Annotated in this window: 29 protein-coding genes; 12 read left to right on the forward strand and 17 right to left on the reverse strand. The window is 69.6% G+C overall.

Annotated features, from left to right (window positions below; genetic code table 11):
• Nucleotides 1-90 precede the first annotated feature (90 nt).
• Nucleotides 91-915, reverse strand: coding sequence for a helix-turn-helix transcriptional regulator (locus AB0J04_RS07320; RefSeq protein WP_363167471.1), 825 nt, complete (start codon nucleotides 913-915; stop codon nucleotides 91-93).
• Nucleotides 916-1,288: 373 nt separating this feature from the next.
• On the opposite strand from AB0J04_RS07320, the gene AB0J04_RS07325 reads away from it, so the two are divergent.
• Nucleotides 1,289-1,798, forward strand: a complete 510-nt coding sequence (locus AB0J04_RS07325; protein WP_363167380.1) for an ATP-binding protein — start codon at nucleotides 1,289-1,291, stop codon at nucleotides 1,796-1,798.
• Between the two features lie 149 nt (nucleotides 1,799-1,947).
• Here AB0J04_RS07325 and AB0J04_RS07330 read toward each other — a convergent pair whose 3' ends face one another.
• The 5 genes from AB0J04_RS07330 to rpmG all read right to left on the reverse strand — a co-directional run bounded on the left by AB0J04_RS07330 (nucleotide 1,948) and on the right by rpmG (nucleotide 4,993).
• Nucleotides 1,948-2,166 (reverse strand): DUF397 domain-containing protein, encoded by a 219-nt coding sequence (locus tag AB0J04_RS07330; protein WP_052183895.1) that lies wholly within the window; start codon nucleotides 2,164-2,166, stop codon nucleotides 1,948-1,950.
• A gap of 904 nt (nucleotides 2,167-3,070) precedes the next feature.
• Entirely contained in the window at nucleotides 3,071-3,316 is a 246-nt protein-coding gene (gene rpsR / locus AB0J04_RS07335; RefSeq protein WP_363167381.1) for a 30S ribosomal protein S18, read from the reverse strand.
• Between the two features lie 4 nt (nucleotides 3,317-3,320).
• Complete coding sequence (locus tag AB0J04_RS07340) at nucleotides 3,321-4,568, reverse strand: GTP-binding protein (protein ID WP_363167382.1); 1,248 nt, start codon at nucleotides 4,566-4,568, stop codon at nucleotides 3,321-3,323.
• The gene (locus AB0J04_RS07345; RefSeq protein ID WP_363167383.1) at nucleotides 4,565-4,819 is read right to left on the reverse strand and encodes a type B 50S ribosomal protein L31; all 255 of its coding nucleotides are present in this window, start codon (nucleotides 4,817-4,819) and stop codon (nucleotides 4,565-4,567) included. Before AB0J04_RS07345 ends, AB0J04_RS07340 begins: the two co-directional genes overlap by 4 nt.
• Nucleotides 4,820-4,828: 9 nt before the next feature.
• Entirely contained in the window at nucleotides 4,829-4,993 is a 165-nt protein-coding gene (rpmG, locus tag AB0J04_RS07350) for a 50S ribosomal protein L33 (RefSeq protein ID WP_030043314.1), read from the reverse strand.
• A 74-nt stretch (nucleotides 4,994-5,067) separates the two neighbouring features.
• Here rpmG and rpmB point away from each other — a divergent pair, with 74 nt between their 5' ends.
• The 4 genes from rpmB to AB0J04_RS07370 all read left to right on the forward strand — a co-directional run bounded on the left by rpmB (nucleotide 5,068) and on the right by AB0J04_RS07370 (nucleotide 7,125).
• Nucleotides 5,068-5,304, forward strand: a complete 237-nt coding sequence (gene rpmB, locus AB0J04_RS07355) for a 50S ribosomal protein L28 (protein ID WP_363167384.1) — start codon at nucleotides 5,068-5,070, stop codon at nucleotides 5,302-5,304.
• Entirely contained in the window at nucleotides 5,304-5,609 is a 306-nt protein-coding gene (rpsN, locus tag AB0J04_RS07360; protein ID WP_363167385.1) for a 30S ribosomal protein S14, read from the forward strand. The genes rpmB and rpsN overlap by 1 nt, the downstream gene beginning before the upstream one ends.
• Before the next feature lie 264 nt (nucleotides 5,610-5,873).
• Nucleotides 5,874-6,434: a hypothetical protein gene (locus AB0J04_RS07365; RefSeq protein WP_363167386.1), complete on the forward strand. Its 561-nt coding sequence runs from the start codon at nucleotides 5,874-5,876 to the stop codon at nucleotides 6,432-6,434.
• Between the two features lie 127 nt (nucleotides 6,435-6,561).
• The gene (locus AB0J04_RS07370; RefSeq protein WP_363167387.1) at nucleotides 6,562-7,125 is read left to right on the forward strand and encodes a DUF4232 domain-containing protein; all 564 of its coding nucleotides are present in this window, start codon (nucleotides 6,562-6,564) and stop codon (nucleotides 7,123-7,125) included.
• A 64-nt stretch (nucleotides 7,126-7,189) separates the two neighbouring features.
• Here AB0J04_RS07370 and AB0J04_RS07375 read toward each other — a convergent pair whose 3' ends face one another.
• On the reverse strand, nucleotides 7,190-8,314 hold the full coding sequence (locus AB0J04_RS07375; RefSeq protein ID WP_363167388.1) for a DUF2786 domain-containing protein: 1,125 nt from the start codon (nucleotides 8,312-8,314) through the stop codon (nucleotides 7,190-7,192).
• 134 nt (nucleotides 8,315-8,448) lie between these two features.
• Between AB0J04_RS07375 and AB0J04_RS07380 the strand changes: the two genes are divergently transcribed.
• Nucleotides 8,449-9,231 (forward strand): Clp protease N-terminal domain-containing protein, encoded by a 783-nt coding sequence (locus tag AB0J04_RS07380; RefSeq protein WP_363167389.1) that lies wholly within the window; start codon nucleotides 8,449-8,451, stop codon nucleotides 9,229-9,231.
• Between the two features lie 74 nt (nucleotides 9,232-9,305).
• On the forward strand, nucleotides 9,306-11,009 hold the full coding sequence (locus AB0J04_RS07385; protein WP_363167390.1) for a bifunctional 3'-5' exonuclease/DNA polymerase: 1,704 nt from the start codon (nucleotides 9,306-9,308) through the stop codon (nucleotides 11,007-11,009).
• Between the two features lie 322 nt (nucleotides 11,010-11,331).
• On the opposite strand, the gene AB0J04_RS07390 is transcribed toward AB0J04_RS07385, so the two are convergent.
• From AB0J04_RS07390 to AB0J04_RS07410, 5 genes are all read right to left on the reverse strand, one after another.
• Entirely contained in the window at nucleotides 11,332-12,225 is an 894-nt protein-coding gene (locus AB0J04_RS07390) for a glycosyltransferase (RefSeq protein ID WP_363167391.1), read from the reverse strand.
• Between the two features lie 210 nt (nucleotides 12,226-12,435).
• Nucleotides 12,436-13,719: an FG-GAP-like repeat-containing protein gene (locus tag AB0J04_RS07395; RefSeq protein ID WP_363167392.1), complete on the reverse strand. Its 1,284-nt coding sequence runs from the start codon at nucleotides 13,717-13,719 to the stop codon at nucleotides 12,436-12,438.
• A gap of 85 nt (nucleotides 13,720-13,804) precedes the next feature.
• Complete coding sequence (locus AB0J04_RS07400) at nucleotides 13,805-15,037, reverse strand: FG-GAP-like repeat-containing protein (protein WP_363167393.1); 1,233 nt, start codon at nucleotides 15,035-15,037, stop codon at nucleotides 13,805-13,807.
• 230 nt (nucleotides 15,038-15,267) lie between these two features.
• Nucleotides 15,268-16,179: a hypothetical protein gene (locus AB0J04_RS07405; protein ID WP_363167394.1), complete on the reverse strand. Its 912-nt coding sequence runs from the start codon at nucleotides 16,177-16,179 to the stop codon at nucleotides 15,268-15,270.
• Nucleotides 16,180-16,212: 33 nt separating this feature from the next.
• Nucleotides 16,213-16,689 carry an ATP-binding protein gene (locus AB0J04_RS07410; RefSeq protein ID WP_363167395.1) on the reverse strand — a complete coding sequence of 159 codons (477 nt, stop codon included), beginning with the start codon at nucleotides 16,687-16,689 and terminating at the stop codon, nucleotides 16,213-16,215.
• A 183-nt stretch (nucleotides 16,690-16,872) separates the two neighbouring features.
• Here AB0J04_RS07410 and AB0J04_RS07415 point away from each other — a divergent pair, with 183 nt between their 5' ends.
• Both AB0J04_RS07415 and AB0J04_RS07420 read left to right on the forward strand, forming a co-directional pair.
• Nucleotides 16,873-17,718, forward strand: coding sequence for a helix-turn-helix transcriptional regulator (locus AB0J04_RS07415; protein ID WP_363167396.1), 846 nt, complete (start codon nucleotides 16,873-16,875; stop codon nucleotides 17,716-17,718).
• 8 nt (nucleotides 17,719-17,726) lie between these two features.
• Nucleotides 17,727-17,927, forward strand: coding sequence for a DUF397 domain-containing protein (locus AB0J04_RS07420; RefSeq protein WP_363167397.1), 201 nt, complete (start codon nucleotides 17,727-17,729; stop codon nucleotides 17,925-17,927).
• A gap of 8 nt (nucleotides 17,928-17,935) precedes the next feature.
• On the opposite strand, the gene AB0J04_RS07425 is transcribed toward AB0J04_RS07420, so the two are convergent.
• Nucleotides 17,936-18,229, reverse strand: a complete 294-nt coding sequence (locus tag AB0J04_RS07425; RefSeq protein ID WP_363167398.1) for a hypothetical protein — start codon at nucleotides 18,227-18,229, stop codon at nucleotides 17,936-17,938.
• 1,028 nt (nucleotides 18,230-19,257) lie between these two features.
• Nucleotides 19,258-20,049: a Hint domain-containing protein gene (locus AB0J04_RS07430; RefSeq protein WP_363167399.1), complete on the reverse strand. Its 792-nt coding sequence runs from the start codon at nucleotides 20,047-20,049 to the stop codon at nucleotides 19,258-19,260.
• A gap of 318 nt (nucleotides 20,050-20,367) precedes the next feature.
• Here AB0J04_RS07430 and AB0J04_RS07435 point away from each other — a divergent pair, with 318 nt between their 5' ends.
• Nucleotides 20,368-20,847, forward strand: coding sequence for a hypothetical protein (locus AB0J04_RS07435; RefSeq protein ID WP_363167400.1), 480 nt, complete (start codon nucleotides 20,368-20,370; stop codon nucleotides 20,845-20,847).
• Entirely contained in the window at nucleotides 20,844-21,197 is a 354-nt protein-coding gene (locus AB0J04_RS07440) for a hypothetical protein (protein WP_363167401.1), read from the forward strand. Before AB0J04_RS07435 ends, AB0J04_RS07440 begins: the two co-directional genes overlap by 4 nt.
• 176 nt (nucleotides 21,198-21,373) lie before the next feature.
• Here the strand turns inward: AB0J04_RS07440 and AB0J04_RS07445 are convergent, their stop codons facing one another.
• Nucleotides 21,374-21,925: a hypothetical protein gene (locus tag AB0J04_RS07445; protein ID WP_363167402.1), complete on the reverse strand. Its 552-nt coding sequence runs from the start codon at nucleotides 21,923-21,925 to the stop codon at nucleotides 21,374-21,376.
• A gap of 141 nt (nucleotides 21,926-22,066) precedes the next feature.
• On the opposite strand from AB0J04_RS07445, the gene AB0J04_RS07450 reads away from it, so the two are divergent.
• A complete protein-coding gene (locus AB0J04_RS07450) occupies nucleotides 22,067-22,618 on the forward strand; it encodes a hypothetical protein (protein ID WP_363167403.1) in 552 nt (183 codons plus the stop codon).
• Here the strand turns inward: AB0J04_RS07450 and AB0J04_RS07455 are convergent.
• Nucleotides 22,575-23,420: an IS5 family transposase gene (locus AB0J04_RS07455; RefSeq protein ID WP_363167404.1), complete on the reverse strand. Its 846-nt coding sequence runs from the start codon at nucleotides 23,418-23,420 to the stop codon at nucleotides 22,575-22,577. The genes AB0J04_RS07450 and AB0J04_RS07455 overlap by 44 nt on opposite strands.
• A 698-nt stretch (nucleotides 23,421-24,118) precedes the next feature.
• Nucleotides 24,119-24,568 carry an immunity 26/phosphotriesterase HocA family protein gene (locus AB0J04_RS07460; protein ID WP_363167405.1) on the reverse strand — a complete coding sequence of 150 codons (450 nt, stop codon included), beginning with the start codon at nucleotides 24,566-24,568 and terminating at the stop codon, nucleotides 24,119-24,121.
• Nucleotides 24,569-24,570: the final 2 nt, after the last annotated feature.

Raw genomic sequence — 24,570 nt, forward strand, 5'->3', positions numbered from 1 at the left:
TCCTCGTAGCGGAGCTACTAGGGCTTTCGCCCGGTGCGGCGAGAGTGCGTGCCGGGCGTCGCGACGCCGCGGAGATCCATCAGAAGCCCCCTAGGACAGCTGGATCAGGCCACGCAGCAGGTCGCGGCTCTCGTCCGGGCCGGGGCTGTCCTGCTGGAGGTCCTTCAACGCCTGCTCGTACTGGGCGACGTCCTCGCGCTTGTCCAGATAGAGGGCGCTGGTGAGCTGCTCCAGATAGACGACGTCCTGCAGGTCGGACTCCGGGAAGCTCAGGATCGTGAAGGCGCCGGACTCACCGGAGTGCCCGCCGAAGCTGAACGGCATGACCTGAAGCCGTACGTTGGGGCGCTCGGAGACCTCGATCAGATGCTGGAGCTGCCCGCGCATCACCTCGCGGTCGCCGTACGGCCGGCGCAGGGCGGCCTCGTCGAGGACGATGTGGAAGTCGGGGGCGTTCTCGGCGACGAGGTACTTCTGCCGCTCCAGGCGCAGCGCCACGCGCCGGTCGACGTCGGCCGCGTTCGCGCCCTTCATGCCACGGCTGACGACGGCGTGGGCGTAGGCCTCGGTCTGCAGCAGTCCGTGCACGAACTGGACCTCGTACGCCCGGATCAGCGCGGCCGCGCCCTCCAGGCCGACGTAGGTGGGGAACCAGTTGGGCAGGACGTCCGAGTAACTGTGCCACCAGCCCGCCACGTTGGCCTCGCGGGCGAGTCCGACGAGCGACTGGCGCTCCGCGTCGTCCGAGATGCCGTACAGCGTGAGCAGGTCCTCCACGTCCCGGGTCTTGAAGCTCACCCGGCCCAGTTCCATCCTGCTGATCTTCGACTCCGACGCCCTGATCGAGTAACCCGCCGCCTCGCGCGTGATGCCTCGCGCCTCACGCAGACGCCGTAGTTGCGAGCCGAGCAGCATCCGCCGCACCACCGATCCGGGCTCTCCCGCGCTCACGTTCGCCAGCCTCCCCAACCGTCTTAAGGGCCGCAGTCTGCCACTAAAACACTTCGAGCAGTACTCGTCCGATTACAGAGATGGAAAGAGGCCAAAGGATACGCACAGAGCAGTGCGAGGGAGAGTGAGGGGAAAGCAAGAGAAGTGCCCGCGATGAGCGAGAAGTTGGCGGAAAAAATGGCCAAGAAGCGGTACGGGCGGGTCCATTTCGGTCACGTGCACGTGCATCTGCCCTTGCATCCGCAGTGCGCATCAGAAACCATGGTCCCGCGCCACCGCTGCATCGCAACGACCGCGAATCCCGGGAGTGCCTCGCATGGGGACGAATGGATCGACCATGCTCGAGCCGTTACGGCAGGGCCTTCCGCCGCTGGATCCCGCGGCCGTGTCCAGCGCCGCCTCCTGCGCCCTGCCCGCCCGCTTCGAAGCGGTGCGCGAGGCACGACAGTTCACCAAGCGGACCCTCAACCAGTGGGACGTCGGCGACCGTTTCGACGATGTCTGTCTGGTCGTCTCGGAGTTGGTGACCAACGCGCTGAGACACGGACTGCCGTCACCGCAGGACGGCGGCACATGCATCTCCGATCCCTCGCAGACGCCTGACCAGCAGCATCCGCCCGTGCGGCTGCATCTGATGCGGTGGACCGAGCGGCTGGTGTGCGCGGTACGCGACCCCAGCCAGGACAGCCCCCTGCCCCGGGACACCGAGGACTTCTCGGCGGAGTCGGGGCGCGGACTCTTCCTCGTCGACTCCTTCGCCGACAGCTGGGGCTGGCACCCGCTGTCGGGCAGCCTGGGCGGGAAGGTCGTCTGGGCCCTGTTCCGGCTGCACACGCCGGCCGAATGACGAACCGCGGCGTGTCCTGACGTCGCGGTTCTACGCGCGTTGCGGGCGTTCTCCCACGACATGCACGAAGTGGGCGGCGGCGACGAGGAAGACGGCGAAAACGTCGCGGGACGTCGGGGACCTCCGGGCCGTCAGAGGCGTCAGAGGCGTCAGCTCGCGATCAGGTGGTCGAACTCGCCGTCCTTGATGCCGAGCAGCATCGCCTCGATCTCGGCGCGGGTGTAGACCAGCGCGGGCCCGTCAGGGAACCGCGAGTTGCGCACGGCCACGTCTCCGCCCGGCAGCCGTGCGAACTCCACGCAGGAACCCTGCGAGTTGCTGTGCCTGCTCTTCTGCCAGGCAACCCCGTACAGCTGTGTGGCCGTCATGCCGTTGTACACGTCGTGCCCCCCGTCAACGTGGTGGTCCACAGGTCGCTCCCTGGTGGTGCACTGGCTGTTGTGGCCATTGGTGCCGTGGTCAACTGTCCCGGATCATAACCCCGTTCACATGCAGTCGCATGAGCAGATGCACGTGCACGCGGGGTGCTTGCGCGGTTACAGCTTTGACGCCCGCTTTACCCGACTCGTTCGACTCGTTCGACTCGTCCGCCGTAGTGCGGTTCACGTGAAAGTGGTCCAGATCGAAACCACTCGTGTACTAGGAACAGACGCGTGGCACGGCCGTCCTGTTCCGTCGACGCGGCAACGGATCCGCGGCGGGGAAGTCGCGGGCGCCGCCGGAACCGTCCCGAAAGGGGCGGTTCCAGCGGACGCACAGCATCCGTTCGGCACAGTAGGCCGCACCTCCGGATGTGAGGCCGCGTCGCCTGCGCCAGCGGCGATCGGCCTCGGACCGTCGGACGTCCGGGCGCGCCTGGGGCCTCCCACCGACAGCGAAAACCCCCGACACCTGTCGGTCCGAGGACGATGTGTCCCGCACCGGCAGAACCGGGTCGCCCCGGAACACCGCGCCCCCTCGACCACGGACGACGACAACCGCCGCCCCCGCGTACGACGGCGGGATCGGCGAGGCGGGCCGGACGGGAACGGCCGGGTGCATGAGGCCGAGGTCGGCCTGTCGGCGGGCAGCCGACGCAGGCGAGTGGCCAGGGATCAGTGGACGAAATGTTCGATTGTGCTCATACGGATGACGTGGAACCCGTACGGAGACTGCCGTTCCGAATGTACGGACGGCGGCGGGGCCGGGCGGAGGGACCGGTGGACGGGACAGGCGCGTACAGGACATGCGCGGGTGGGAGCGGGGCACGTCAGGTGCACGGCCGGGGCAGGGTCAGCGGGTCGGGGCGTACGGCAGTAGGGCCATTTCGCGGGCGTTCTTGATCGCTCGGGCGAGTCGGCGTTGCTGGCGGGCGGAGACCCGGGTGACTCGACGGCTGCGGATCTTGCCTCGGTCGGAGATGAACTTCCTCAACAGGTCGGTGTCCTTGTAGTCGATGTAGGTGATGTCCGCCTGGTCGAGGGGGTTGGGCCGGGGCTTGGCGGGCTTGCGCTCGGACCTGCGGGGCGCGGGGGACATGGGGTCAGACCTCCAGGAGGGTGTCGAAGGCGGGCGGCAGCCGCTTCCAGGCGGCGCGCCCGGCGGCGTACTCGGCGTCCGTGAGCAGGCAGGACTCCAGGAGCCGGGCCAGTCCGTCGCGGTCGAGGCCGGGGGACGTGAAGACCAGGTGCTGGCAGCAGTCGCCGTGCTCGGGGTGCCAGTCCAGCGCGGCCGCGGCGCGCCGCACCGGCGGGACCAGTTCCCAGGCCGCGTCGGGGAGGGACGCCAGCCACGGGCCGGCCGACTCCACGCACAGGGCTCCGCCGGCCGCGTCCCAGTGCAGCAGCACGTCGGGTCGGTCGGCGAGCCAGAACCTGCCCCGGCTGCGGGCGGCCGCGCAGGTCAGGTCCTCCAGCGCCGCGTACAGCCGCTCGGGGTGGAACGGGCGGCGGCGGTGCCAGACGAGCGTGCTCACGCCGTGCCCGTCGGCCTCCGCCGGCAGGAGCGCGCAGGCCGGGTGCTGGGCCGCGGCGGCCGACTCGACGTCGAAGCCGGCCAACACGGCGCGCGCCAGCGGCGACCGCGCGTACGGCAGCTCCGCGTACGGCAGCTCCGCGTGCGGCAGCTCCGCGTGCGGCAGCTCCGCATATGGCCGCTCCGCACCTGATCGTTCCGGTGGTTGTGCATTCGCACGGGCGGGTGGCGTGATCCTGACCTGGCGGGCCGTGGGGTGCAGCTGGGCCAGCAGCTCGCGGTCCTCGTCGTCGGCCTCCTCGGAGTCGACGACGGCCAGGACGGGGGCGTACTCCAGCTGGCGCGCGAAGGTGTCGGCGACGGTGCGCTGGTCGGTGGCGGCCGCGGCGAGGCCGACGTCGGCGAGGTCGTCGCCGTTGCCGAGACAGGGCAGGAGCAGCGCCGGGTCGACGGCGGTGACGACACCGGTGACCGTGAGCCCGCCGGCCACGACCACCTCGGCCATGGCCTTGGGCTCGACGGAGTCCCACAGCTCGACGATCGCGAGGCTCGTGGCGCCGTCGTCGGCGAGCCGACGCAGCTCGGGCACCAGGTCCTCACGCAGCGCGCAGCAGGCGCAGTCGTCGACCAGGGGCGCCTCCCCCGCGGCGAGGATGCCGGTGGCGTCGCGAACGGTCCGCACGACGGTGCCCGCCGCGGCCGTCGCGAGGTCGTGGTGGAGGACGACGCTGCCGGGGACGTCGGCGAGCAGCCGCGCGACCGTCGCCCGGCGGGCGTCGGCGTGCAGCCCGCCGACGATCACGACCGACAGGCTCACGCCCCGCCCCGCTTCCCGTAGCGGCGTTCGAAGCGCTCGACGCGACCGGCCGTGTCCAGGACGCGTGCGGCGCCGGTGTAGAAGGGGTGGCTGACATCGGAGATCTCGACGTCGACGACGGGGTACGTGTTGCCGTCCGCCCAGTCGATCGTCCTGTCGCTGCTCATGGTGGAGCGGGTGAGGAAGGTGTGGTTCGCGGCGCGGTCACGGAAGACGACGGGACCGTAGGCCGGGTGGATTCCCTTGCGCATGGCGGTGGTTCAGCGCTCCTCTCGGAAGTCGACGTGACGGGCGACGACGGGGTCGTACTTGCGCAGAGTCATGCGGTCCGGATCGTTGCGGCGGTTCTTGCGGGTCACATAGGTGAAGCCCGTGCCCGCCGTGGACCGGAGCTTGATGACCGGGCGGAGTTCGTTGCGTGCCATGCTGCTATCTTACTGAAAATGAATTCCATTGCCACTATCGATCCTGGCATCGACCGACGAGAGGTACGTCACCCGTGTCCGCGCACTGCATGCTGACCGGCGCCCGGCCGGGCTTCGGCAACCGCATCTCCCACTCCCACCGGCGCACTTCGCGCCGCTTCGACCCGAACATCCAGAGCAAGCGGTACTGGCTGGCGAGCGAGGGCCGCCAGGTACGGCTGCGGCTGAGCACGAAGGGCATCAAGACCGTCGACGTGATCGGCGTCGAGGCGGCCGTGGCGCGCATCCGCGCGCGGGGGGTGCGGGTCTGATGGCGAAGAAGAGCAAGATCGCGAAGAACGACAGGCGGCAGGAGGTCGTCGCGCGGTACGCGGCACGGCGGGCCGAACTGAAGGAGATCATCCGGCGGCCGTCGTCGACGGAGGCCGAACGGGAGGCGGCGCAGCGTGAGTTGCGCGCACAGCCACGGGACGCCAGCGCGACGCGCGTGCGCAATCGGGACCAGGTGGACGGACGCCCGCGCGGGTACTTCCGCACGTTCGGACTGTCCCGGGTGGGTCTGCGGGAGCAGGCGCACGCGGGGTATCTGCCCGGGGTTCGGAAGTCCTCCTGGTAGCGACCGACCGTAGTCCTTCGGAGCTACGCGCCGTCGTCCATATAGGGCGCATGCCGTCGTCTTTGTAGGGCGCTCGCCGTCGTCTCTGTAGGGCGCTCGCCGTCGTCCCTATAGGGCGCTCACGCGCGAGGCTGTCGTCTTCTATAGATCACAGGCCGTTCCCAGGGTTCTGCTGAGGCTTGCTGGTAGCTTGCTGCGGTCCTTCCCGGTCGATCGGGCTCCTCCGGTCGACCGAGCCGGCCGGCTACAACTTGGGAGCTTGCAGTGACTTCGGCGATCTTCTCGCGAGGCATGTCCCGTCGGCCGGTGCGGGCCGCGGCCGTGGCCGCCGCGCTGGCGGGCACGCTCGTGCTGACCGCGTGCAGCGACGACGGGGGGTCCGACGACGGCTCGTCGGCCACGCCTTCGACGACGTCCACGTCGACGTCGACGTCGACCGCGGGCGCCGGCGCGACGAGCGGCGCGACGGACTCCTCCTCCTCCTCCTCCTCCTCCTCCGTCTCCGCCTCCACCGAGCTGGAGGGCAGCTGGCTGGCCACGACGGACGGCAAGGCCGTCGCCCTGATCGTCACCGGGAAGCAGGCCGCGCTCTTCGTGACCGGCGGGGCCGTGTGCAGCGGGACCGCCGGCGAGGAGGCGGGCATGCGGATGATCCACCTGAAGTGCACCACCGGGACGGACGACGAACGGTCGACCGGCATGGTCGACTCCGTCGACGCGAAGTCCCTCGCGGTCACCTGGTCGGGCGCGGCCGGCAAGGAGACCTTCACCAAGGCGGAGGACGGCCAGTGGCCGTCAGGACTGCCGACGCCCGGCCTCGGGTGACGACGGGCGCCCGGTGACGCCCGGCCTCGGGTAGCGAAGCGGTCACGAGGGCGGGGGCGCGCGAGAATTGGCCGCACGCGTGCGTGATGATCCTTCGAGCACCGTCACGAAACCCTAGGGATCACTCATGCGCGCCGTTCCCATCACCGTCGCCGCTCTCGCCGCGGCCCTGCTCCTCACCGCCTGTGGCGGCGGGGACGACAGCGGCTCCGGCGGCGACAAGAGCACCGCCGCCGAAACCGCAGGCACTGCAGGCACCGCGGGCGGCACCGGCACCACCTGCGCCGCCGGCGACCTCGGCCAGGAGGTCGGCCCCGTCAACGCCGCGCCCGCCGCCGGAGACAGCGGCAACGTCACCGTCACGCTCACCAACAACGGTGCGGAGTGCGTCCTGGAGGGCTTCCCCAAGGTCGAGCTCCAGGCCGGCAGCAGCTCCGCGACCGTGCCGAACGACGCGGCCGCCGAGGCCCAGGCGCTGACCCTCCCGGCGCAGGGCACCGCCACCTTCACGATCACCTACCTGCGCAGCGAGGACGGCGGCGACAAGAGCCTCGCCGTCAAGACCGTGCAGTACGGGCTGCCGAACGCCTCGTCCACCGAGAGCTTCCCGTGGTCGTACGGCGAGGTCGCCCTGAAGAGCGAGAACGTGCCGGACGCGACCGTCAGCGCCTTCCAGCAGGCCGGCGACTGACCCACCCGGCACCGAGCCACGGCCGGGGCGTCACAGCAGCCCGGGCGTCACAGCAGCCGGGGCGTCACGGCAGCCGGGGCCGGGACTGCATCCTGGCCCGGTCCGCCGCTTCGGCGCCCTCGGTCCAGCCCGCCTCGTCGGTGATGCCGCGCAGGCGGGTGGAGACCGTCTCCGGGAACATCCGGTCCGTGGCCGCGGTGACCGCGACCTCGCGTGAGGCGAGCACCGGCAACAGGTCGTCGGTCACCTGGGTCCCGGCGGCGGCCGCGATCTCGCCGAGCCGGGCGCCGATGCGGTGGGCGTAGGCGGCGAGGAAGGACTGCCGGAAGGACTTGGTCCGTCTGCGGCCGCCGGCCCGCTGGGCCGCCTCCGCCTTCGCCATTGCGGACTGCGCCTGCACCAACAGCGAGGTGTAGAGCAGTTCCACCACCGCCAGGTCGGCCTCGAAGCCGACGACCGTGGCGAACGCGAAGGGCTCGTTCCACACCGCCCGGCAGTGGTTGGCGTCGGCGACCGCGTCCAGCAGCACCGCCTTCGCCTGCTCGTACGGCGGCTCGACGCCGATCCGGCAGGCGCCGGGCGCGTCCGGGTCCGGCGCCTGGGCGTCGAGCAGCGCCTCGTCGACGCTGTGCCGGGCCATCAGCTCCTGCGCCTTCGCCGTGAGCGCCTCCGCCTCCTGCGGAAACCCGGTCGCCTCGGCCTTGGCGAGCAGCGCGCGGATGCGGGTGAGCATGCGGGAGTCCGAGGGGCGGCCCGACCCGAGGCCCGGCTGCCGTTCCTGGAGCGGTTCGAGGGTGGGCAGCCGCAGCAGCAGGCGGTACAGCTCCAGGACCGTGGTGGCGTGCGAGAAGCGGTCGGCGCGGGGCGAGGGCTCCGCGGTGGGCTCGTCGAGCTCTTCGAACTGCGCGGACCAGCGGGGGCCGCGCGGTCGGTCGTCGGCCGACTGCGCCCGGATCAGCGACGCGAGCACGCGCGTGTGGACGCCGTCCAGGTCGCGCCGCACGATCCGCGCCACGTCCGCGGGCTGCCAGCCGCGCCGCCAGAGCGCCGCCACGAACTCAGCGCCCCGCCGCGCCAGCTCCGCGTCCACCGCGGGGTCGGCGGCGAGGAGCGACGCACCGGTGTCGAGGGTCGCGTCGGCGGTGTCGTAGAGGGCGGCCTGGAAAGCTCGTTCGACTGTGCTGCTCACGGGTCGATCGTGCCATGCGCGCGTGGACGGGCGAGTGAACGGGCGAGTGGGGCGAGCGGGTGGGGCGAGCGGGTGGGGCGAGCGGGTGACAACCTTGGGTTGACACCTCATTGCTGTCAACCTAGGGTTGACACATGACGACTCCACGATCCGGCACCCCCGGCGCGGGTGCCTCCATCCGCCTCGACGACCTCATCGACGCCATCAAGAAGGTCCACAACGAGCCGCTCGACCAGCTCCAGGACGCCGTCATCGCCGCCGACCACCTCGGGGACGTGGCGGACCACCTCATCGGTCACTTCGTCGACCAGGCCCGCCGCTCGGGCGCCTCCTGGACCGACATCGGCCGGAGCATGGGCGTCACCCGGCAGGCCGCCCAGAAGCGCTTCGTGCCGAAGGAGTCCGCCGACCTCGACCCCAGTCAGGGCTTCGGCCGGTACACCCCCCGCGCGCGGAGCGTGGTCATGGCCGCCCACAGCGCGTCCAAGGCGGCCGGCAACGCCGAGGGACTGCCCGCGCACCTGGTCCTCGGCCTGCTCGCCGAACCGGAGGGCCTCGCGGCGAAGGCGATCGTCGAGCAGGGCGTCACCCTGGACGCGGTCCGCGAGGCCGCGACCGCCGCGCTCCCGCCGGCTGCCGACGAGACGCCCGAGCTGGTCCCCTACGGCCCCGACGCCAAGAAGGTCCTCGAACTCACGTTCCGCGAGGCGCTCCGCCTCGGCCACAACTACGTCGGCACCGAGCACATCCTGCTGGCCCTGCTGGAGCACGAGAACGGCGAGGGCGTGCTCAGCGGCCTCGGCGTCGACAAGCCGGAGACCGAGAAGTACGTCGCGAAGGCGCTGACCGCGCTGGTGAAGGCCCGCGCGGAGGAGCAGGAGGAGCAGGAGGAGCAGGAGGAGCAGGAGGGTTCCTGAGCCGCCGGGTGTCGGGGGCGTTCCCGGCGCGTTCGATCGGGGCCGTTGTCAGACCCCCCTGCCACACTCGCAGCATGGCCGACCGCTGGGCACTCGCTCCGGCCGAGGACGGTGGCGTGGAACTCGCCCCCCTCGGTCCGGACGGGCTGCCCGCCGGCCCGGTGCTGCGGGAGGCGGACCTGGCGCGGGCCGTGCGCGAGCGGCCCGACGTCACCCGCTGGGTCTGGCGTTCCACGACCGAGGTGTATCCGCGTCTGCTCGCCGCGGGGGTGCGAGTCGAGCGGTGCTACGACGTCGAGGACGCCGAAGCCCTCCTCCTGGGCCACGAGGGGCGCTCCGGCGAGCCTCGTTCGGCGGCCGCCGCGCTGGCCCGGCTGCGCGGCGGCCCGGTACCGCCGGATCCGCCGCAGCGCTCCGCCGCGCCCGGCGCGCAGTCCTCGCTGTTCGAAGCGCAGGACACCGCCGTCCGGCTGCCGCTCGACGACCTCCTCGCCGTCCACGCCGAGCAGTTGCGGCGGCACGAGCGGGCCGAACACCCCGCGCGGATGCGGCTGCTGACGGCGGCCGAGTCGGCGGGGATGCTGGTGGCCGCCGAGATGAACCGGGCCGGGCTGCCGTGGAGCGCGGAGGTGCACCGCGCGGTGCTGCACGATCTGCTCGGCGAGCGGTACGCGGGCGGCGGCGAGCCCCGGCGGCTGGCCGAGCTGGCCGACGAGGTGTCCGCCGCGTTCGGCCGCCGGGTCCGTCCCGACCTGCCCGCCGACGTCGTCAAGGCCTTCGGGCAGGCGGGCATCCGGATCAGATCGACACGGCGCTGGGAGATCGAGACCCTCGACCACCCGGCCGTGAAGCCCCTGATCGAGTACAAGAAGCTGTACCGCATCTGGGTGGCTCACGGCTGGTCCTGGCTGCAGGACTGGGTGCGGGACGGGCGGTTCCGGCCGGAGTTCCTCGCCCATGGCACGGTCACCGGGCGCTGGGTGACCAACGGCGGGGGCGCGCTGCAGATCCCCAAGGTCATCCGGCGGGCCGTGGTCGCCGACCCCGGCTGGCGGCTCGTCGTCGCCGACGCCGACCAGATGGAGCCGCGCGTGCTGGCGGCGATCTCCCGCGACCCCGGGCTGATGGAGGTGGCGGGCCGGGAGACCGACCTCTACCAGGCCGTCTCCGACCGCGCCTTCTCCGGCGACCGCGCCCAGGCCAAACTCGCCGTGCTCGGCGCGGTCTACGGACAGACCTCCGGGGACGGCCTGAAGAACCTCGCCGCGCTGCGCCGCCGCTTCCCGCGCGCGGTGGCGTACGTCGACGACGCGGCCAAGGCCGGCGAGGAGGGCCGCCTCGTCCGGACCTGGCTGGGGCGGACCTGCCCGCCGGCGGCCGGGGCGGGCGACGGCGGGACGGAGGAGGCCGGCATCCCGGTCGCCCCGGAGGACGACGGCGCACCGCCCACGGGCCAGGAATGGGTACCGGGGTACGCGTCGACCAACGCACGCGCGCGTGGCCGCTTCGCCCGCAACTTCGTCGTCCAGGGCAGCGCCGCCGACTGGGCGCTGCTGCTGCTCGCCGCGCTGCGGCAGACCTGTGCGGGGATGGCGGCCGAACTGGTCTTCTTCCAGCACGACGAGGTGATCGTGCACTGTCCCGAGGAGGAGGCCGAGACGGTCGTCGCCGCGATCCGGGAGGCCTCCGACCTGGCCGGACGGCTGACGTTCGGGGAGACGCCGGTGCGGTTTCCGTTCACTGCGGCGGTGGTGGAGTGCTATGCCGACGCGAAGTGATGAGTTCGGTCAGGCGGTTCCGCCGGTTCCGGCGGATCGGCTTGCGGATCGGCTTGCGGATCGGCTCCCTGAGCGCCTGCACGATGCCATCGACCAGGGGCGACGCGGAGAACCGTTGGCTGCATATTTGCGATTCTTTGGCTCGATCTGATGTGATCACATCATCGGAACCGGCCCGACGGCGCGCGCGTGTCGACGCGCAACTCGGGGGAGTGTCGCCGCCGCAGTCGGCTCCGGGGGCGCGCGGGTCTCAGGTCGGCGGAGGTGACCGACCCGGGCCCCGCGCCCCGCTCAGACAGGGCTGATCTGCACCGAGGCCGGATCAGATGACCGGGGGCCTGCCCAGCCGGGTCAGCTGCCACACCGTCCGCCACTTCATGGGTCGTCGGGGACCGGCCGACTTCCGTACGCCCTCCGCGAACCCGCCGAACCAGGCCTTGAGGCCGCCGAGTGAGCGCGTGCGCAGGAGCGTGACGGCGATCCAGACGCCCAGGTGGACCGGGATGAGGAGCAGCGGGAGGTTGCGCCGGACCAGCCAGACCCGGTTCCTGGCCGTGACCCGGTGGTAGATGGCGTGCCGGGCGGGCGAGGTCTTGGGGTGCTGGAGGAGCAGCTCGGGCGCGTAGAGGATCTTCCAGCCGGCGTCGGTGGCGCGCCAGGCGAGGTCGGTCTCCTCGTGCGCGAAGAAGAACTCGGCGGGCCAGTCGCCGGTCTCGTCGAGCATGGCCATGCTCAGGGCGTGACCGCCGCCGAGGAAGCCGGTGACGTACCCGCCCTGCATCGGGTCGGCGGCGCCGACGCGCGGCACGTGCCGGCGCTGGGTCTCGCCGTGCTCGTCGGCGATGCGGAAGCCGACGATGCCGAGGCGGGGGTCGGCGGCGTAGAGGTCCCGAACGCGGCTGAGGACGTCGGCGTCGACGAGGAGGCCGTCGTCGTCCAGTTCGACGACGACGTCCACGTCCCCGAAGGCGCGGAGGCGGGCGAGGGCGACGTTGCGGCCGCCGGGGCAGCCGAGGTTCTCGTCGACGTCGATCGTGGTGACCTCGCCGGGAAGGGCGAGGCGCTCGGCGAAGTCGGGGAGGCGACAGCCATTGCCCACGATCACGACGCGCGTGGCGGCCAGATCCTGCTTGGCCACCGACTCCAGCAGCGCGTCGACCTCTGCAGGCCGGTTGCCCATGGTCACCACGGCAACGGCGATCCTCGGCTCCACCACGTTCCTCACTTCGTCCGGATCTCGACGGCGACCGCGTCCTGGGCGGCTTCGTCGTTCGCCTATAGATGTTGCCTCAGGTGCGGACGTTGCTCCGCCGTCCCCCCATTTTGCTTCGCTTTTGTGGGGGTTCTCCTTCTTCCGGTTGGCACGTCGGCGGACGAAGTGGAAGATCGAACGGGTCGACCGAAGGCGGCTGCCATCGACTCCGCGTCAAAAGACGCGGACGTTGCCCGCGTTGTCCCAGCCCATGTCGGCGTTCGGGCCGCTGATGGAGCCTGCGCCGTTCCCGTGGTAGACGAACACCTGGAAGTCGATGGGCCGCATGAGGTCGGACAGGCCGTCGCCGTTGACATCACCGGTCGCGATCACCGGGGCGTCGCTGGGCCAGGCGTAGGGCAGCTTCTTGCGCGCCCCGAACCCGCCTGTGCCGTTGCCCGGGTACAGCCACAGCGCACGTGATCCGTCGCGGGCCAGCAGGTCGGCCTTGCCGTCGCCGGTCATGTCGCCCGGTGCGACAAGCTTGTTCACGGCGTTCCAGCCACCGGTTCCGATGAGCTTGCGGGCGCCGAAGACGCCGGTGCCCTTGCCCGGGTACAGCCACAGCTTTCCGGCGGTGTCTCGGGCCAGCAGATCCCTGCGGCCGTCTCCGGTCAGGTCTCCGGCCGCGCTGATCTCGCGCATGGCGTTCCAGCCGCTGCCGACCCGGACCCGCGTGCCGAAGGTGCCGTTGCCCCGGCCCGGGTAGAACCACAGCACCCCGGCCTTGTCACGGGCGTACAGGTCCTCCCTGGCGTCCCGGTTGTAGTCACCGTGCCGGAGCAGCTGCGTCATGGCGTTCCAGCCGCTCCCGACGAGCTTCCCCGTGGTGACCCCGTCGGCGTTGCCGATGCCGGAGAGGAACCACAGCCGGCCGTCCTCCGCGCGCTCCAGGAGATCGGGATGTCCGTCGCTGTTCAGGTCCCCGAACCGGGACACGTCGGGCAGTCCCGCCGGCCGCTTGTACTCCGGCAGGCGGTACCAGTCCATCCAGGGGACGCCCTGGACTGCCTCGTACTCGGTGGTGGCGACCCGGATCGAGCTGATCTTGTTGTCGAACGCACCGCCGAACGCGCCACCGGAGAGCTCGATGGCTCCGTTGTGCGGGCTGATGAGCAGCGTGTCACCGCCCGTGTACTTGGCCCCGGTGTGCGCGACCGCCCAGTTCCCGCTGTTGTTGACCAACGACGAGGCCGTGTTGTCGAAGCCGCCCATGGTGGCCTGGCTCGACGAGACGATCCTCATCTCGCCCTTGTAGTCGCCGTACTGGAAGAGGCACAGCTTCCCCGAGGGGCAGCGGGCCGAGTTGTCCACGGCCGCCGCCTGCGGGGCCGTGCCGACCAGCGTGGCCATGGACGCGGCCAGAGCCACCGCGGCGCCGAGGGTTCGCCGGGCGGCGGTACGTCCGAGCGAAGGGAGTGCGCCCGGGGTGCGTCGGCCCAGGGAGGTGCGAAGCATGAATCGGTCTCCGTTCGGTCCGGCAGATCGGGCCCGGCAGCACCGGACCGGAAGCAGTCGGGAATCGGCAGTCAGAAGTCGAAAGTCAGAAGGCCAGAACGCTCGACGGGAGGCCGGCGAACGTCTTCGCGGCCTTGAGACCGCCGTCCGCCGCACCGGTTCCCGGGTAGAGGCGCAGCGAGATCTCGCTCGGGGCGTGTGCGATCAGGTCCGGCCGTCCGTCACCGGTGAAGTCGCCCAGGCCGACGAGCTCGGTGAACTTGTTCCAGCCACTGGCCCCGATGAGTTTGCGGGTGCCGAAGCCGCCCTTGCCGTTGCCGGGGTAGGACCACAGCTTCCCGGCGGTGTCGCGGGCCACGAGGTCGGCTCGCCGGTCGGAGTTCATGTCGCCCGCGCCGACGAGCTCGTTCATGGCCTTCCAGCCGCCGCCGACCTTCTTCCGCGTCCCGAAGGAACCCCTGCCGTCGCCCGGATACGTCCACAGGACGCCCGTACCGTCGACGGCGAGCAGATCGGCCCTGCCGTCGCCGGTCAGATCACCGGCGGCCGCGAGGTCGCGCATGGTGTTCCAGCCGCCGCCGACCCGCGCCCTCGTACCGAAGGTCCCGTCGCCCCGGCCCGGGTAGAACCACAGCACCCCGGCCTTGTCACGGGCGTACAGGTCCTCCCTGGCGTCCCCGTTGTAGTCACCGTGCCGGACCAGCTGCGTCATGGCGTTCCAGCCACTTCCGACGAGGCGGTTCCCGCCCGCGCTGTCGGACGCGTGGGACGTCCACAACTGCCCGAACTTGTTACGGGAGAAGAGGTCGGCGTACCCGTCGCCGTTCACATCGCCGAAGGCCCCGTGCTCGGGGAGTACTGCGGGCCGACGCTTCGGCTCCTCGTCCCACTGGAAGACCGCGTGCCGACTCTCACCGGAGCAGAAGTAGTCCGCTTCGGGACCCAGGTCGAGCGAGCTGACCGCGTTGTCGAGCTCGGGCGTCGAGCTCTCGTCGAAAGAGCCCTGCCCCGCGTAGGAGTGGGAGGCGCCCTCCCGCGGGTCGAGCCCCGCGGCGATGTTGAAGCACACCGGCCAGTCGGTGTAGTTCACGTAGGAGCTGATGCGGTTGTCCCACGCGCCGAGGTTCAGCATGCTGGACTTGACGACGAGCATCTGCCCCTTGCCCACCGGATCACTGAAGACACAGAGGCTGCCCCACGGGCAACGGTCGTACCCGGTCGCGGCCTGGGCGGGCACGGTGGCGGCGGTCGCGACGATGCCGGCCGCGAGACCGGCCGTCAGAACGCCACGAAGGGCACGCGAAAAACTCGGACGCACTCAGTTTCCCCCGGGGCGCGCTGTCCGGGGCTCGCATGCCTCGAACACGTGAATGTTGTGCACATGATAGACACAGCGCGACCATCGAACGCGCACATAAATCCGTCCACGACCCCGCAACTCCGGGACGCTGCGGGGCCGAGGGGACGGAGGGGAGACCCGCGACCGGCAGCCTCCTCATCGAGTTCGTCGCGTCGCCTGGTTACCCATCCCGTCATGGACAGCCGACGTCAGGAGCGTTCGCCGCCGACGTCGCCGAAGAGGTCTTCCGCGGTGGCGGCGTGTACGGCACGCTCCGACCAGACGGCGAGCTGGTCGAGGTCGGTGCAGGCTTCGACGCGCCCACGGACGGCGTCCGGCACGGGGATGCCACGCCATTCGAGGATGCGAAGGGTCATTTCGGCCCGGTCCGCGACGCGGCCCTCTTCGCGGCCCTCTTCGCGGCCCTGCTCACGGACCTCCTCTGCGAGGGGGTGCCGCCAGAAATACTGCATCGCAGTCATGAGTTCCCTCCACATCCGCTGCGCCTGAGAGTCGGTCAGGCATGAGTCGACGAACTGCACGAGCGCCGCAGCACTGTCCCGGTCGATGGTCCGCAGGGCGGCTGCCAGCGATTCCAGTATGGCGGGGGCCCGCCGTCCCCGGCCGTGTGTCATCGCGGAAAGCACCGCAAGGGGTACGTCCCGCTCGGCCTCCTGCCGGGTGGCGATGACGGGAACGTTGTCCGGCCCGAGCACGAAGGGCCGCACGGTCAACGAGGGCATCCCCCGCACACCGAGATGGATCGGCTCCGCCGCCCAGCGGGCCGTGGCCCTGCTCTGGGTCACGACGACAAGGACAGGCTCACAGCGGTACTTCTCGTAGAGATAGCTGAGGTAGTACGGCCAGCTGCCGCGCTTCCTCTCGTCCGGTTTGCCCTGCGACTCCACGACCAGGAGGTAGGCCCCTTCGTCGGTCTCGGCCCGCAACAGCGTGTCCACGCGCCGCTCGATGGGCTCGATCTCGGTGAGGTCGACGTTCATGGCAGCGAAGTCGTGGGGCGTGGGGAAGGGGACGGACAACACCTGTTGCAGAGCACTGGTCAGGAGTCCGGGTTCCTTCTGGAAGATCCGGTGCAGGGCCTCGTGCGACGAGCCGACCATCGGCTCTCCTTTCTGTCCGACGTGATCAACGAGCTACGCCGCGTTCAGTTCGCACCACACGAGCTTGCCGCGGTGCCCCATGCGGGACAGCGGCTGCCAGTGCCAGAGATCGGAGCAGGCCCGCACGAGGGCCATGCCCCGCCCGCTCTCCTCTTCCTCGCCGAGCGCCCCCAACCGGCGTGGCGCGTCCGGCGGTTCGGGGTCCGCGTCCCACGCGCCGATCTGCAGGACGCCGTCCCGGAAGCGGAGACGCAGACAGGCGGGGCCCTTGGCGTGCAGGACGGCGTTGGAGATCAGCTCCGAAGCCAGCAGTTCGGCGGTGTCGGCGAGGCGGGGCAGGCCGTGGAGGGTGAGGATCAGGCGCAGGGTGCGACGGCAGACGGTGACGGCGCGGGGGTCGGTGGGGATGTAGAGGGAGTACTCCCAGGAGTCGGGGGCGGGGGCGGGGGTGGGGGTGGGGGTGGGGGTGGGGCTGGGGCTGGGGCTGGGGCTGGGGGTGGTTTCGGGCATGGGTCAGCTCCAAGTGGCTGAGGGGGGTGGTTAGGCGCGCGGTGGCATTGCCGCAGCCGTCATGGAAGGACGGAGCGGTGCGCTTCCGCAGCGTGAAGGTCGCGTCACTGACGGTATGGTCCAACCTTGGCCCCACGCAACCGCCTGGCCTAACCTGACCCCGAACGAGTCAAGGAGGAAGTCGTGGTCCGCAGAATGCAGGTGACTGCCCGCCAGGAGCGTCTGGGTGCCGAACTGCGGAAACTTCGCGAGGCGGCGGGACTCAAGGGGCGCGAGGCCGCCGCGCTGCTGGGAACCGATGCGGGACGGTTGAGCCAGATCGAGTCCGGTGTCGCAGGCGTGAGCGAGGAGACCGTACGACGGCTCGTCGCCCACTACGCGTGTACGGATACGGAGTTGACCGGCGCGCTGGTGACCATGGCGACCGATCGGACGCAGGGCTGGTGGGAGGAGTACCGGGGACAACTGCCCGCGGCGTTCCTGGATCTCTCCGAACTGGAGCATCACGCCACCCACTACTGCGACGTGAGCTTCCTCCACATCCCCGGACTTCTCCAGACCGAGACCTACGCTCGTCGGATCCTTGGCTTTCGAGTGCCCGAACTACCGTCAGCCGAGCTGGACTTGCGCGTCCGACACCGGTTGGCTCGGAGGGTCGTCCTGGAGCACCCGACTCCGTTCACGACCGTGATCCACGAGGCCGCGCTGCGCATCAGGGTCGGCGGCCGAGGGGCGGCACGAGCCCAACTCTCCAGCATCCTGGACGCATCTGAACGGGACCACATCACCGTCCGCGTCATCCCCTTCGACCTGGACGAATTCGCCGGTGCCGACAGCGCGATGGTGTACGTGGGTGGAGCGGTCCCGAAGCTGGACACGGTTCTGCGCGACGGGCCGCACGGAACGGCCTTCATCGATTCCGAAGCCCAACTCGGTCGGTTTCGAACGCTCTTTCATAGGATGGAAGCCGCGTCGCTCGACCCGGGGCGCTCGCGTGACTTCATCCGCAGGTTGGCGAAGGAAGTGTGAGAAGCCCGATGAACGCTCCCGACAACTGGCAGAAGTCCTCCTTCTCCGGCAGCGGAGACGGCAACGCCTGCCTCGAACTCGCCTCCACCCTCACCACCCTCCACCTCCGCGAAAGCGACACCCCGACCACGGTCCTCACAACCACCCGAGGCCCACTGGCCCACCTCCTGGTCGGCATACGCACCGACGCCATCGCCAACCCGAAGTGAGCGGGAGCTCAAGAGTCATCAACCGAGCTTCCGAAGGCCTCGGAGACAACCTGTTTCTGGAACTCGATGGCCTCACGGCACCAGGCATTGTCCGACTCCGCCTCAAGGCTGTAGACCGGAACGTCCTCACCGTCGAGCACTGCCTCGTAGCAGAATCCCAGAACGCCGTACAGGACTTCTCCGCTCAGCCCTTCGGGTGCGTCGCTGCAGGCGAGAAGCGCCGAGAGCATCTGCGAGGTGCCGTACTCCTCCGCGATTTCGTCGAGTTCCTCGTACTGGTCGAGCACGTCCGCCGGGAGCATGATCCTCTCCCGGCCGGCGCGGAGATCCTCGTGTCCAGCCTCAGCCCCTCGACAACGTAGTCCCGGATCTCGACCGTCTCGATCGAGCCGATGATGTCGAGGGGCCAGTCCATCACCTTGAGAGCCGGGGCCAATCGGCCCGTGGGCCGAATGCTCTGCAACTCATCGCGCAGTGAGCGCATTTCACGATCCCACAGATACCCGTCGAGGCGACCGCCGCCGTACATGTCGATCAGCTCTCGATAGTCACCTGGCAGTCCGACGCCAAGCTCATGGACCACGTCGGACCAGTCGGCATGCCGCAACACCTTCCGGAGGTGCGACCAGTTGCGTCATACGCTCGACATGCACATTCATGGTTTCGTCCTTTTCAGAATCGCCTGGAATATGTCGAGCTCGCACGTTCGGTTGACACGCAGTGTTACACCTAGCCTCGCCGGGCCGGTGCAGTCAATAAGAAATCGGCGACCCCCTGGGGCCCCTCACTTGCTCATCCATAGCCAGGAGCAGCCACGAGAACGGAGTCGAAATAGCGCCCACTCTCGTCATCCGGCCCCATCGGGAGCACACTCCTCCAAAAGCCAATGAAAACGTCAGGAGCCGTGACGTTCAGGCCGTCGTCCTCAATTTCCAGCCGATATTCCTCGGCGAGCCGGTCAATAACCGCCTCAGCAGGTTACTCGAAGACAGAGAGGCCTCGGAACACAACCTGGACGTCTCCCTCGGGTCGGAACAATTCCACGGCCCGCACCACGCCACGGGAGTCGAAGTCGAGCGAGATCGGCAGCTCCGAGTCGTAGTGCGCGAACCCTTTGTTCCGTCTCTCCCCCGGGGCTGGGGGGACGAACCCGGGCAGCTTTTTGAGGATCCGCTCCGCCGCGTCAACCGGCATACCAATCTGCACACTGCCCACGCTTCGGGGTGGATCGATTTTCAGTCTCACGTGATCACTCCAGGGAAAGTTTCCATCATCACCAAAGTGTCAATTGAACATGGGCCATCTCCGGTATACCACGCAATGACTGATATTAGTCATTACTTTCCAGTCCACCGATCATCTCCCCGATGGCATTGTTGTACTTACCGGGGAACCTCGACGTAATGTCGTTGATGTCGTTCATCATCGCCCGGTCGATGCGTCCGGAGGCCACCAGTTCCTTCTGCATCTTGAGCCACGCCTTCGGCTCAGGGCGGCTCCCCTGCCCCGTCGAGTAGATCTGCCGGTGGTCGGGCTTGTCCATACGAATGGCCGGGCCGCTGTACTCGGCGATAGGGGTAGAGGTGTTCTGGGGCATGTGGTTGATCTCGAAGCCGTCGCCAGCAGGTTTCATCCTGCCGTAGACGCCTCCGTCGTAGCTGCCTGTCCCACAGTTGTGTACGAGGACCGGAGTGGCCCCCGCCAGCACGTAGTACGTATGCACCACGCTGACGGTCAGGTTGTGAACCGTCGCGTCCAGTGCCGTCCACCGCTGAACCGCCGTGATCTGGACCAGCGTGCCCGCGCCCGTGCGGAGCCACTGGCCCGACTTGAGGTCGGTCGCGTCGATCCAGTCGGCGAGTTCCGGGACCCAGAAGGGGTGGTTGTCGGTCGCGGTGACCTCGGCGGTCTCCGTGCCCTTCTTGCCGTCCGTGTCGATGGTGACCTTGACCAGGTGCTTGACGCCCTTGCCGAGGATCTCGGCCGTGACCGTCTGGGTCGTGGTCTCGCCCGTTTCCGGGTCGGTCGCCAGGACCTTGTCGCCGGCCCTGACGTCCTTGATCGGCTTCGACGAGCCGTCGGCCATCAGGACCCTGGTGTCCGGGGTGAAGCTGTTGGGCACCGGGCAGCTCGCGCCCTCGCCCCCGCCGCCCGAGTCCTCCTTGCCCGACCCGCTCCGCGATCCACCCGCCCTGTTCTCCGCCTTGCCGCCGCCCGCCGAGCCCTTCGACTGCGCGCCTCGGCCGGCCTTGACCTGGGCCGGATTGCCGCGGGCGCCCGCCGAGCCCGTGTGGGACTTCTTCCTCGCCGCCTCGGCAGCCCGTTTCGCGGCTTCTCTCGCCTTGCGCTTGGCCTCCGCCGCGGCCGCGTTGTCGGCATGCTCGAAGCCGCCAAACGGCCCGTTCCCCGAAACGCAGACATCCGAGCTACTGTGGATGTCATGACGGCAGCCTACGAGGATGTTCCCTTCAGTGAGTTGCTCCACCACCCGGCGGCCACGGCCCGGCGCCTGGATACCGTCCGCGCACTGCGCCTGCGTCGCCGTGACTCGGGGGACCTGGCCCTGATCCGCGCCGACCAACTGGAGCAGGACTCCGCAGTGGTCGATTTCACCGCCCGCCTACTCGCGAGCCTGGTTCGCACCGAGAACACCGCAGCGCTCCGCCAGGCCCTGCCCGAAGCCCTGCCCTGGTCGGTCTTCCTCCCGGAGGACGACGTGGAAGGGATGCTCACCGAGCTTGTGGACACCGCCCGCGGGGCAGCCGCGCTGGAGAACCTTGCTCCCATCGCCTTGCTACTCGCTCAGTGGCGACACAGCGCCGAGATCTACGCCGACCCTGCCCTGCACGCCCTACTCACTCGCGAGCCCGAAGGCGACCTCGGCCCGGTACCCATGCCCGAAGGCGAGGCAGGCAAGTGAGCCCCAAGCGTGGCGAACGGGCAGCCCCGCCCCCGGTCGGTGACGAGTTCGACCTGCGCTTCGCCACCAGCGAGGCGGCCAACGGGTGGGACGAACTCTCACACCACGCACCAGGCAATCTACGGCGAGCCTTCGAGAGGATCCGCTCCACCCCGCGCGCCCACGATTCACCTGAGCGCCATCACCGCCTCAAGGGCAAGCTCGGTGCCACGATCTGGAAGGGGCAGACGCTGGAGTGCTGGCAGTACGAGGTGACCGGCGGAGGCCGTATCTGGTACCTGGTCGACGACGCCAACCGCACGGCCTGGATCACGTACGCGGGCACCGGACATCCCAAGGCGACCGACTGACGCTGAAGCAGATCACGAAACGGACGCCCGCCGACGACGCCGAAGCCTTGGTACCCGGCGCAGTCGTAGTCCGCTGACACTGGCGTTGCTGTCACCGTTGCCGTCATGGCACCCAAAAGACCCACCGGCGCCACCACGCGCGGGCTCGATCTGAAGGGGCAGCGGCCGTCCGCGCGTCAGGCCAGCTTCTCCGCCTGGGCGGTGACCAGTCCCGTCGGGAAGTCGAAGTCCCCACCGGAGACCATCGAGCCCGCGTTGGCGAACGTGAAGTGGGCGAGGGTGGCACCCGAGCGGAAGACGACGGCCTTCCACCGGGCGTCGACTCCGGCGAGCGGAGTGACAGCGGTGAACGCGACCGCTCCCTCACCGGCCGCGGGCGCCGTGTCCTTCGTGACCTTGGTCGCCTTCGTCTCCTCGCCGCCGGCCGTCCACCCGAGACCGCCCGCGCACGCGGTCACCGCATCGCCGACGGACTTCAGGGCAGCGGCGGCGGCATCCGCGCTCGCGTAGGAAGCCAGGGTGATCACGCCGGTGTTGATGTCGATGGCCGTCTCCTCCGTGGTGGGCGTGGCCTCGCCCCTCGCATTGCCAGTCGCACGACGGTGGGCGGCGGCAGCGGGATCGCCCACCGCGGCACCGGCAAACGTGCGGCCCAGAGGCAGACACGCGTCGTCTCCCACCTTCACCGCATCCGCGGCGGCGGCCTCCGCCTCGGAGGGCGTGGTCACCTCATACACGCCCGCTTCGGCCTTGGTGAGAAGCTGTTGTCTTTCCGGGCTTGAGGACAATGTTTCCGCTGGTCGGGCATAGGGTCGGCGATCCCGTGGGAGTGGTGGTCTGTTGTCTCGCCGCTGCTGTGGAGGTCATGGATGCCGTCGGTTGTGGGGCTGCTGGAACAGCGTGAGCTCGTCGCTCGCCGTCGCGTGGACGAGCTGCGGGAGGAGGCCGACCGTGTCCAGGCTGAACTGGCCGTGGCCGAGCGGGAGTGGAGGGAATGGGCCATCGCTCGCTCACGGGTGGGCGAGGTGCTTGCCCCGGCGGATGAGACCGGGCGTGGCCGCGACCTGGCCGACCGGACAGTACCGGCCGCCGACGGGCAGGACGGGGAGGCGTCGCCAATGCCGGAAGCGGCAAGGACGAAGTCGCAGGTGCCGGTGTGGCGTGACGGACTTGCGTGGTCGGCGTTGTCGGTGGACTACCAGCGCATCCTCAAGGCGCTCGCGGACCGGGTCCGGCTCGGGCAGGGGCCGATGACCTGCCAGGAGATGGCTGTTGTGTTCGGCATGGATGTGGTTCCGGCACGGGTGGAGGCGCTGAGGTCGAAGGCGAAACGCCTGGTCGCGCGCGGCTGGCTAACCGAGCCCGCGCCGGGCCGGTTCACGCCCGCCCGCGGGGTGAGCGGGCCAGGCGGCGGGTCATGAGCAGGGTCATCGACCAGTAGATCATCGCCTCGGCGCTGGTGGTGCGGCGTTCGAAATCGCGGGCCAGGCGGCGGGTGCGCATAAGGTGGGCGAAGAGGCGTTCGACGATCCACCGTTTGGGCAGGACCACGAAGCCACGCATGTCGTCGCTGCGTTTGACGATCGCCAGGACCAGGGCGGACGTGACCAGACACTGCTCGACGAGGCTGCCGGTGTAGCCGCCGTCGGCCCAGACAAGTTCCAACCGGTGGTGGACATCGGCGACTTGCCGCAGCAGGACCTGGGCGGCGGCCCGGTCGCCGACATTCGCGCTCGTGACCATCACGCCCAGCAGCAGGCCGAGAGCGTCGACCACGACGTGCCGCTTGCGTCCATTGATCTGTTTGCCGCCGTCGAAGCCACGGCTGTCGGCGCCGACGACGGCGTCAGCCTTGACGGACTGCGAGTCGATCACGCCGGCCGTTGGCTGCGCGTCCCGGCCCAGCCGCTCGCGGAGACGGGCGCGCAGCCGGTCATGGAACTCTCTGACCAGGGCGTGGTCGCGCCAGCGGCGGAAAAACGCATACGTCCGGTCCCACGGCGGGAAGTCGGCCGGCATCGCCCGCCACTTGACGCCGTTGTCCACGAGGCACCGGATCGCGTCCAGCAGCGCGCGGTGGCAGTATCCCTCCGGCCGGCCGCCCCGCCCGCGCATCCAGCCCGGCACCGGCAGCAGCGGCCGGACCTCGGCCCACTCCGCGTCCGTCATGTCCGTCGGGTACCGGTGCTGCCGTTCGGGCCGGTCAGCCGCGTTGCCGTACATGTGCGCGAGGCAATCACACGTTGGAGCGGCCGAGTTGGACCGCCCGGCCATCGACACGGAAGACTGCAGCACAGGGGCCTCCTGTTGCTCTATGGATTCGACACCCACGAGCTGTTCAGGAGGCCCCGTCTTCATGCCCCGCCCACGACAGGATCACCCGACCGGGAATCCGCGTTCGACCGCCACCGCTCAAGACCGAAAAGACAACAGCTTCTGAGGGACACCTTGTCCAACTCGGCAGCGGTCAGGGGCTTCACGTCAGAGGCCGATGCCAATGCCGGTGCCGAAGCCGACGCGGACGCAGACACGCCGGCCGAGGAGACGCCGTCGCTGCCGGAACCGCCGCAGCCAGTAAGAACGACGAGGGACACGAGGGCAGAGGCCACAAAGACCTTGGGGTGCCGTATGCCAGATCTGTTCACGAGGTGCTGTGTTCGCTTTCTCTACCGCTTCATCAAATGACCGACACACCGCCGGCCAAGCCTGTACCCGCCCCGCCGCCGCACGACAACCTGGCCAACTCTGGCCGTCCAACAGGGCCGCCGGTGTGCGGCAAAGTCGTCGACCGCCGCCTCCTCTTCGGGGACCACACCGCCGAACGACCCGTGACTACGGAAGACCTTCTCCCCATGCGGACGCAACCGCCGGTCGCTGCGGGCAGCACCGCCGGAGTTGCAGTGCGACGCCTCGATGTCGCGTTACGCGCCGAGCAGACGAGTTAGCTTGATCTCCACGAAACCTGCCCCTTCAAGTCCATCCTTCGGAAGCAGCAGGCATTCACGCGAGTCGAGCCGCTCTTCGCTGGAGACCGCAAGCGAATCGCCGTCATAAACGACACGAATCTCACCATTCCTACAGAAATCAGGAACTCTCCATTGAGCGGGAGTCCATGACTCCACCCTCCCCACGACCGGCCACTTCCCTCGAATAAGCCCAAGGTCGCCGAAGCGGCAAACTCTAATTGCCGAATTCGCCTCAAGTGCACATGCCTGCGGCGGGATTTCGACAGATTCCAGGCGCGGACCGAAGAAATAGCCGAGTACGATACCTTTACCGTCTGCCCTGGCGACCACACCCAACGCGTATCCGCGATCACGAAGAGGTACAGCAAAGACGTCCCCGAGGGAGTACGGCAGCTTTCGAGTCACAA

Source organism: Streptomyces sp. NPDC050263, from assembly GCF_040655955.1.
GTDB lineage: Bacteria > Actinomycetota > Actinomycetes > Streptomycetales > Streptomycetaceae > Streptomyces.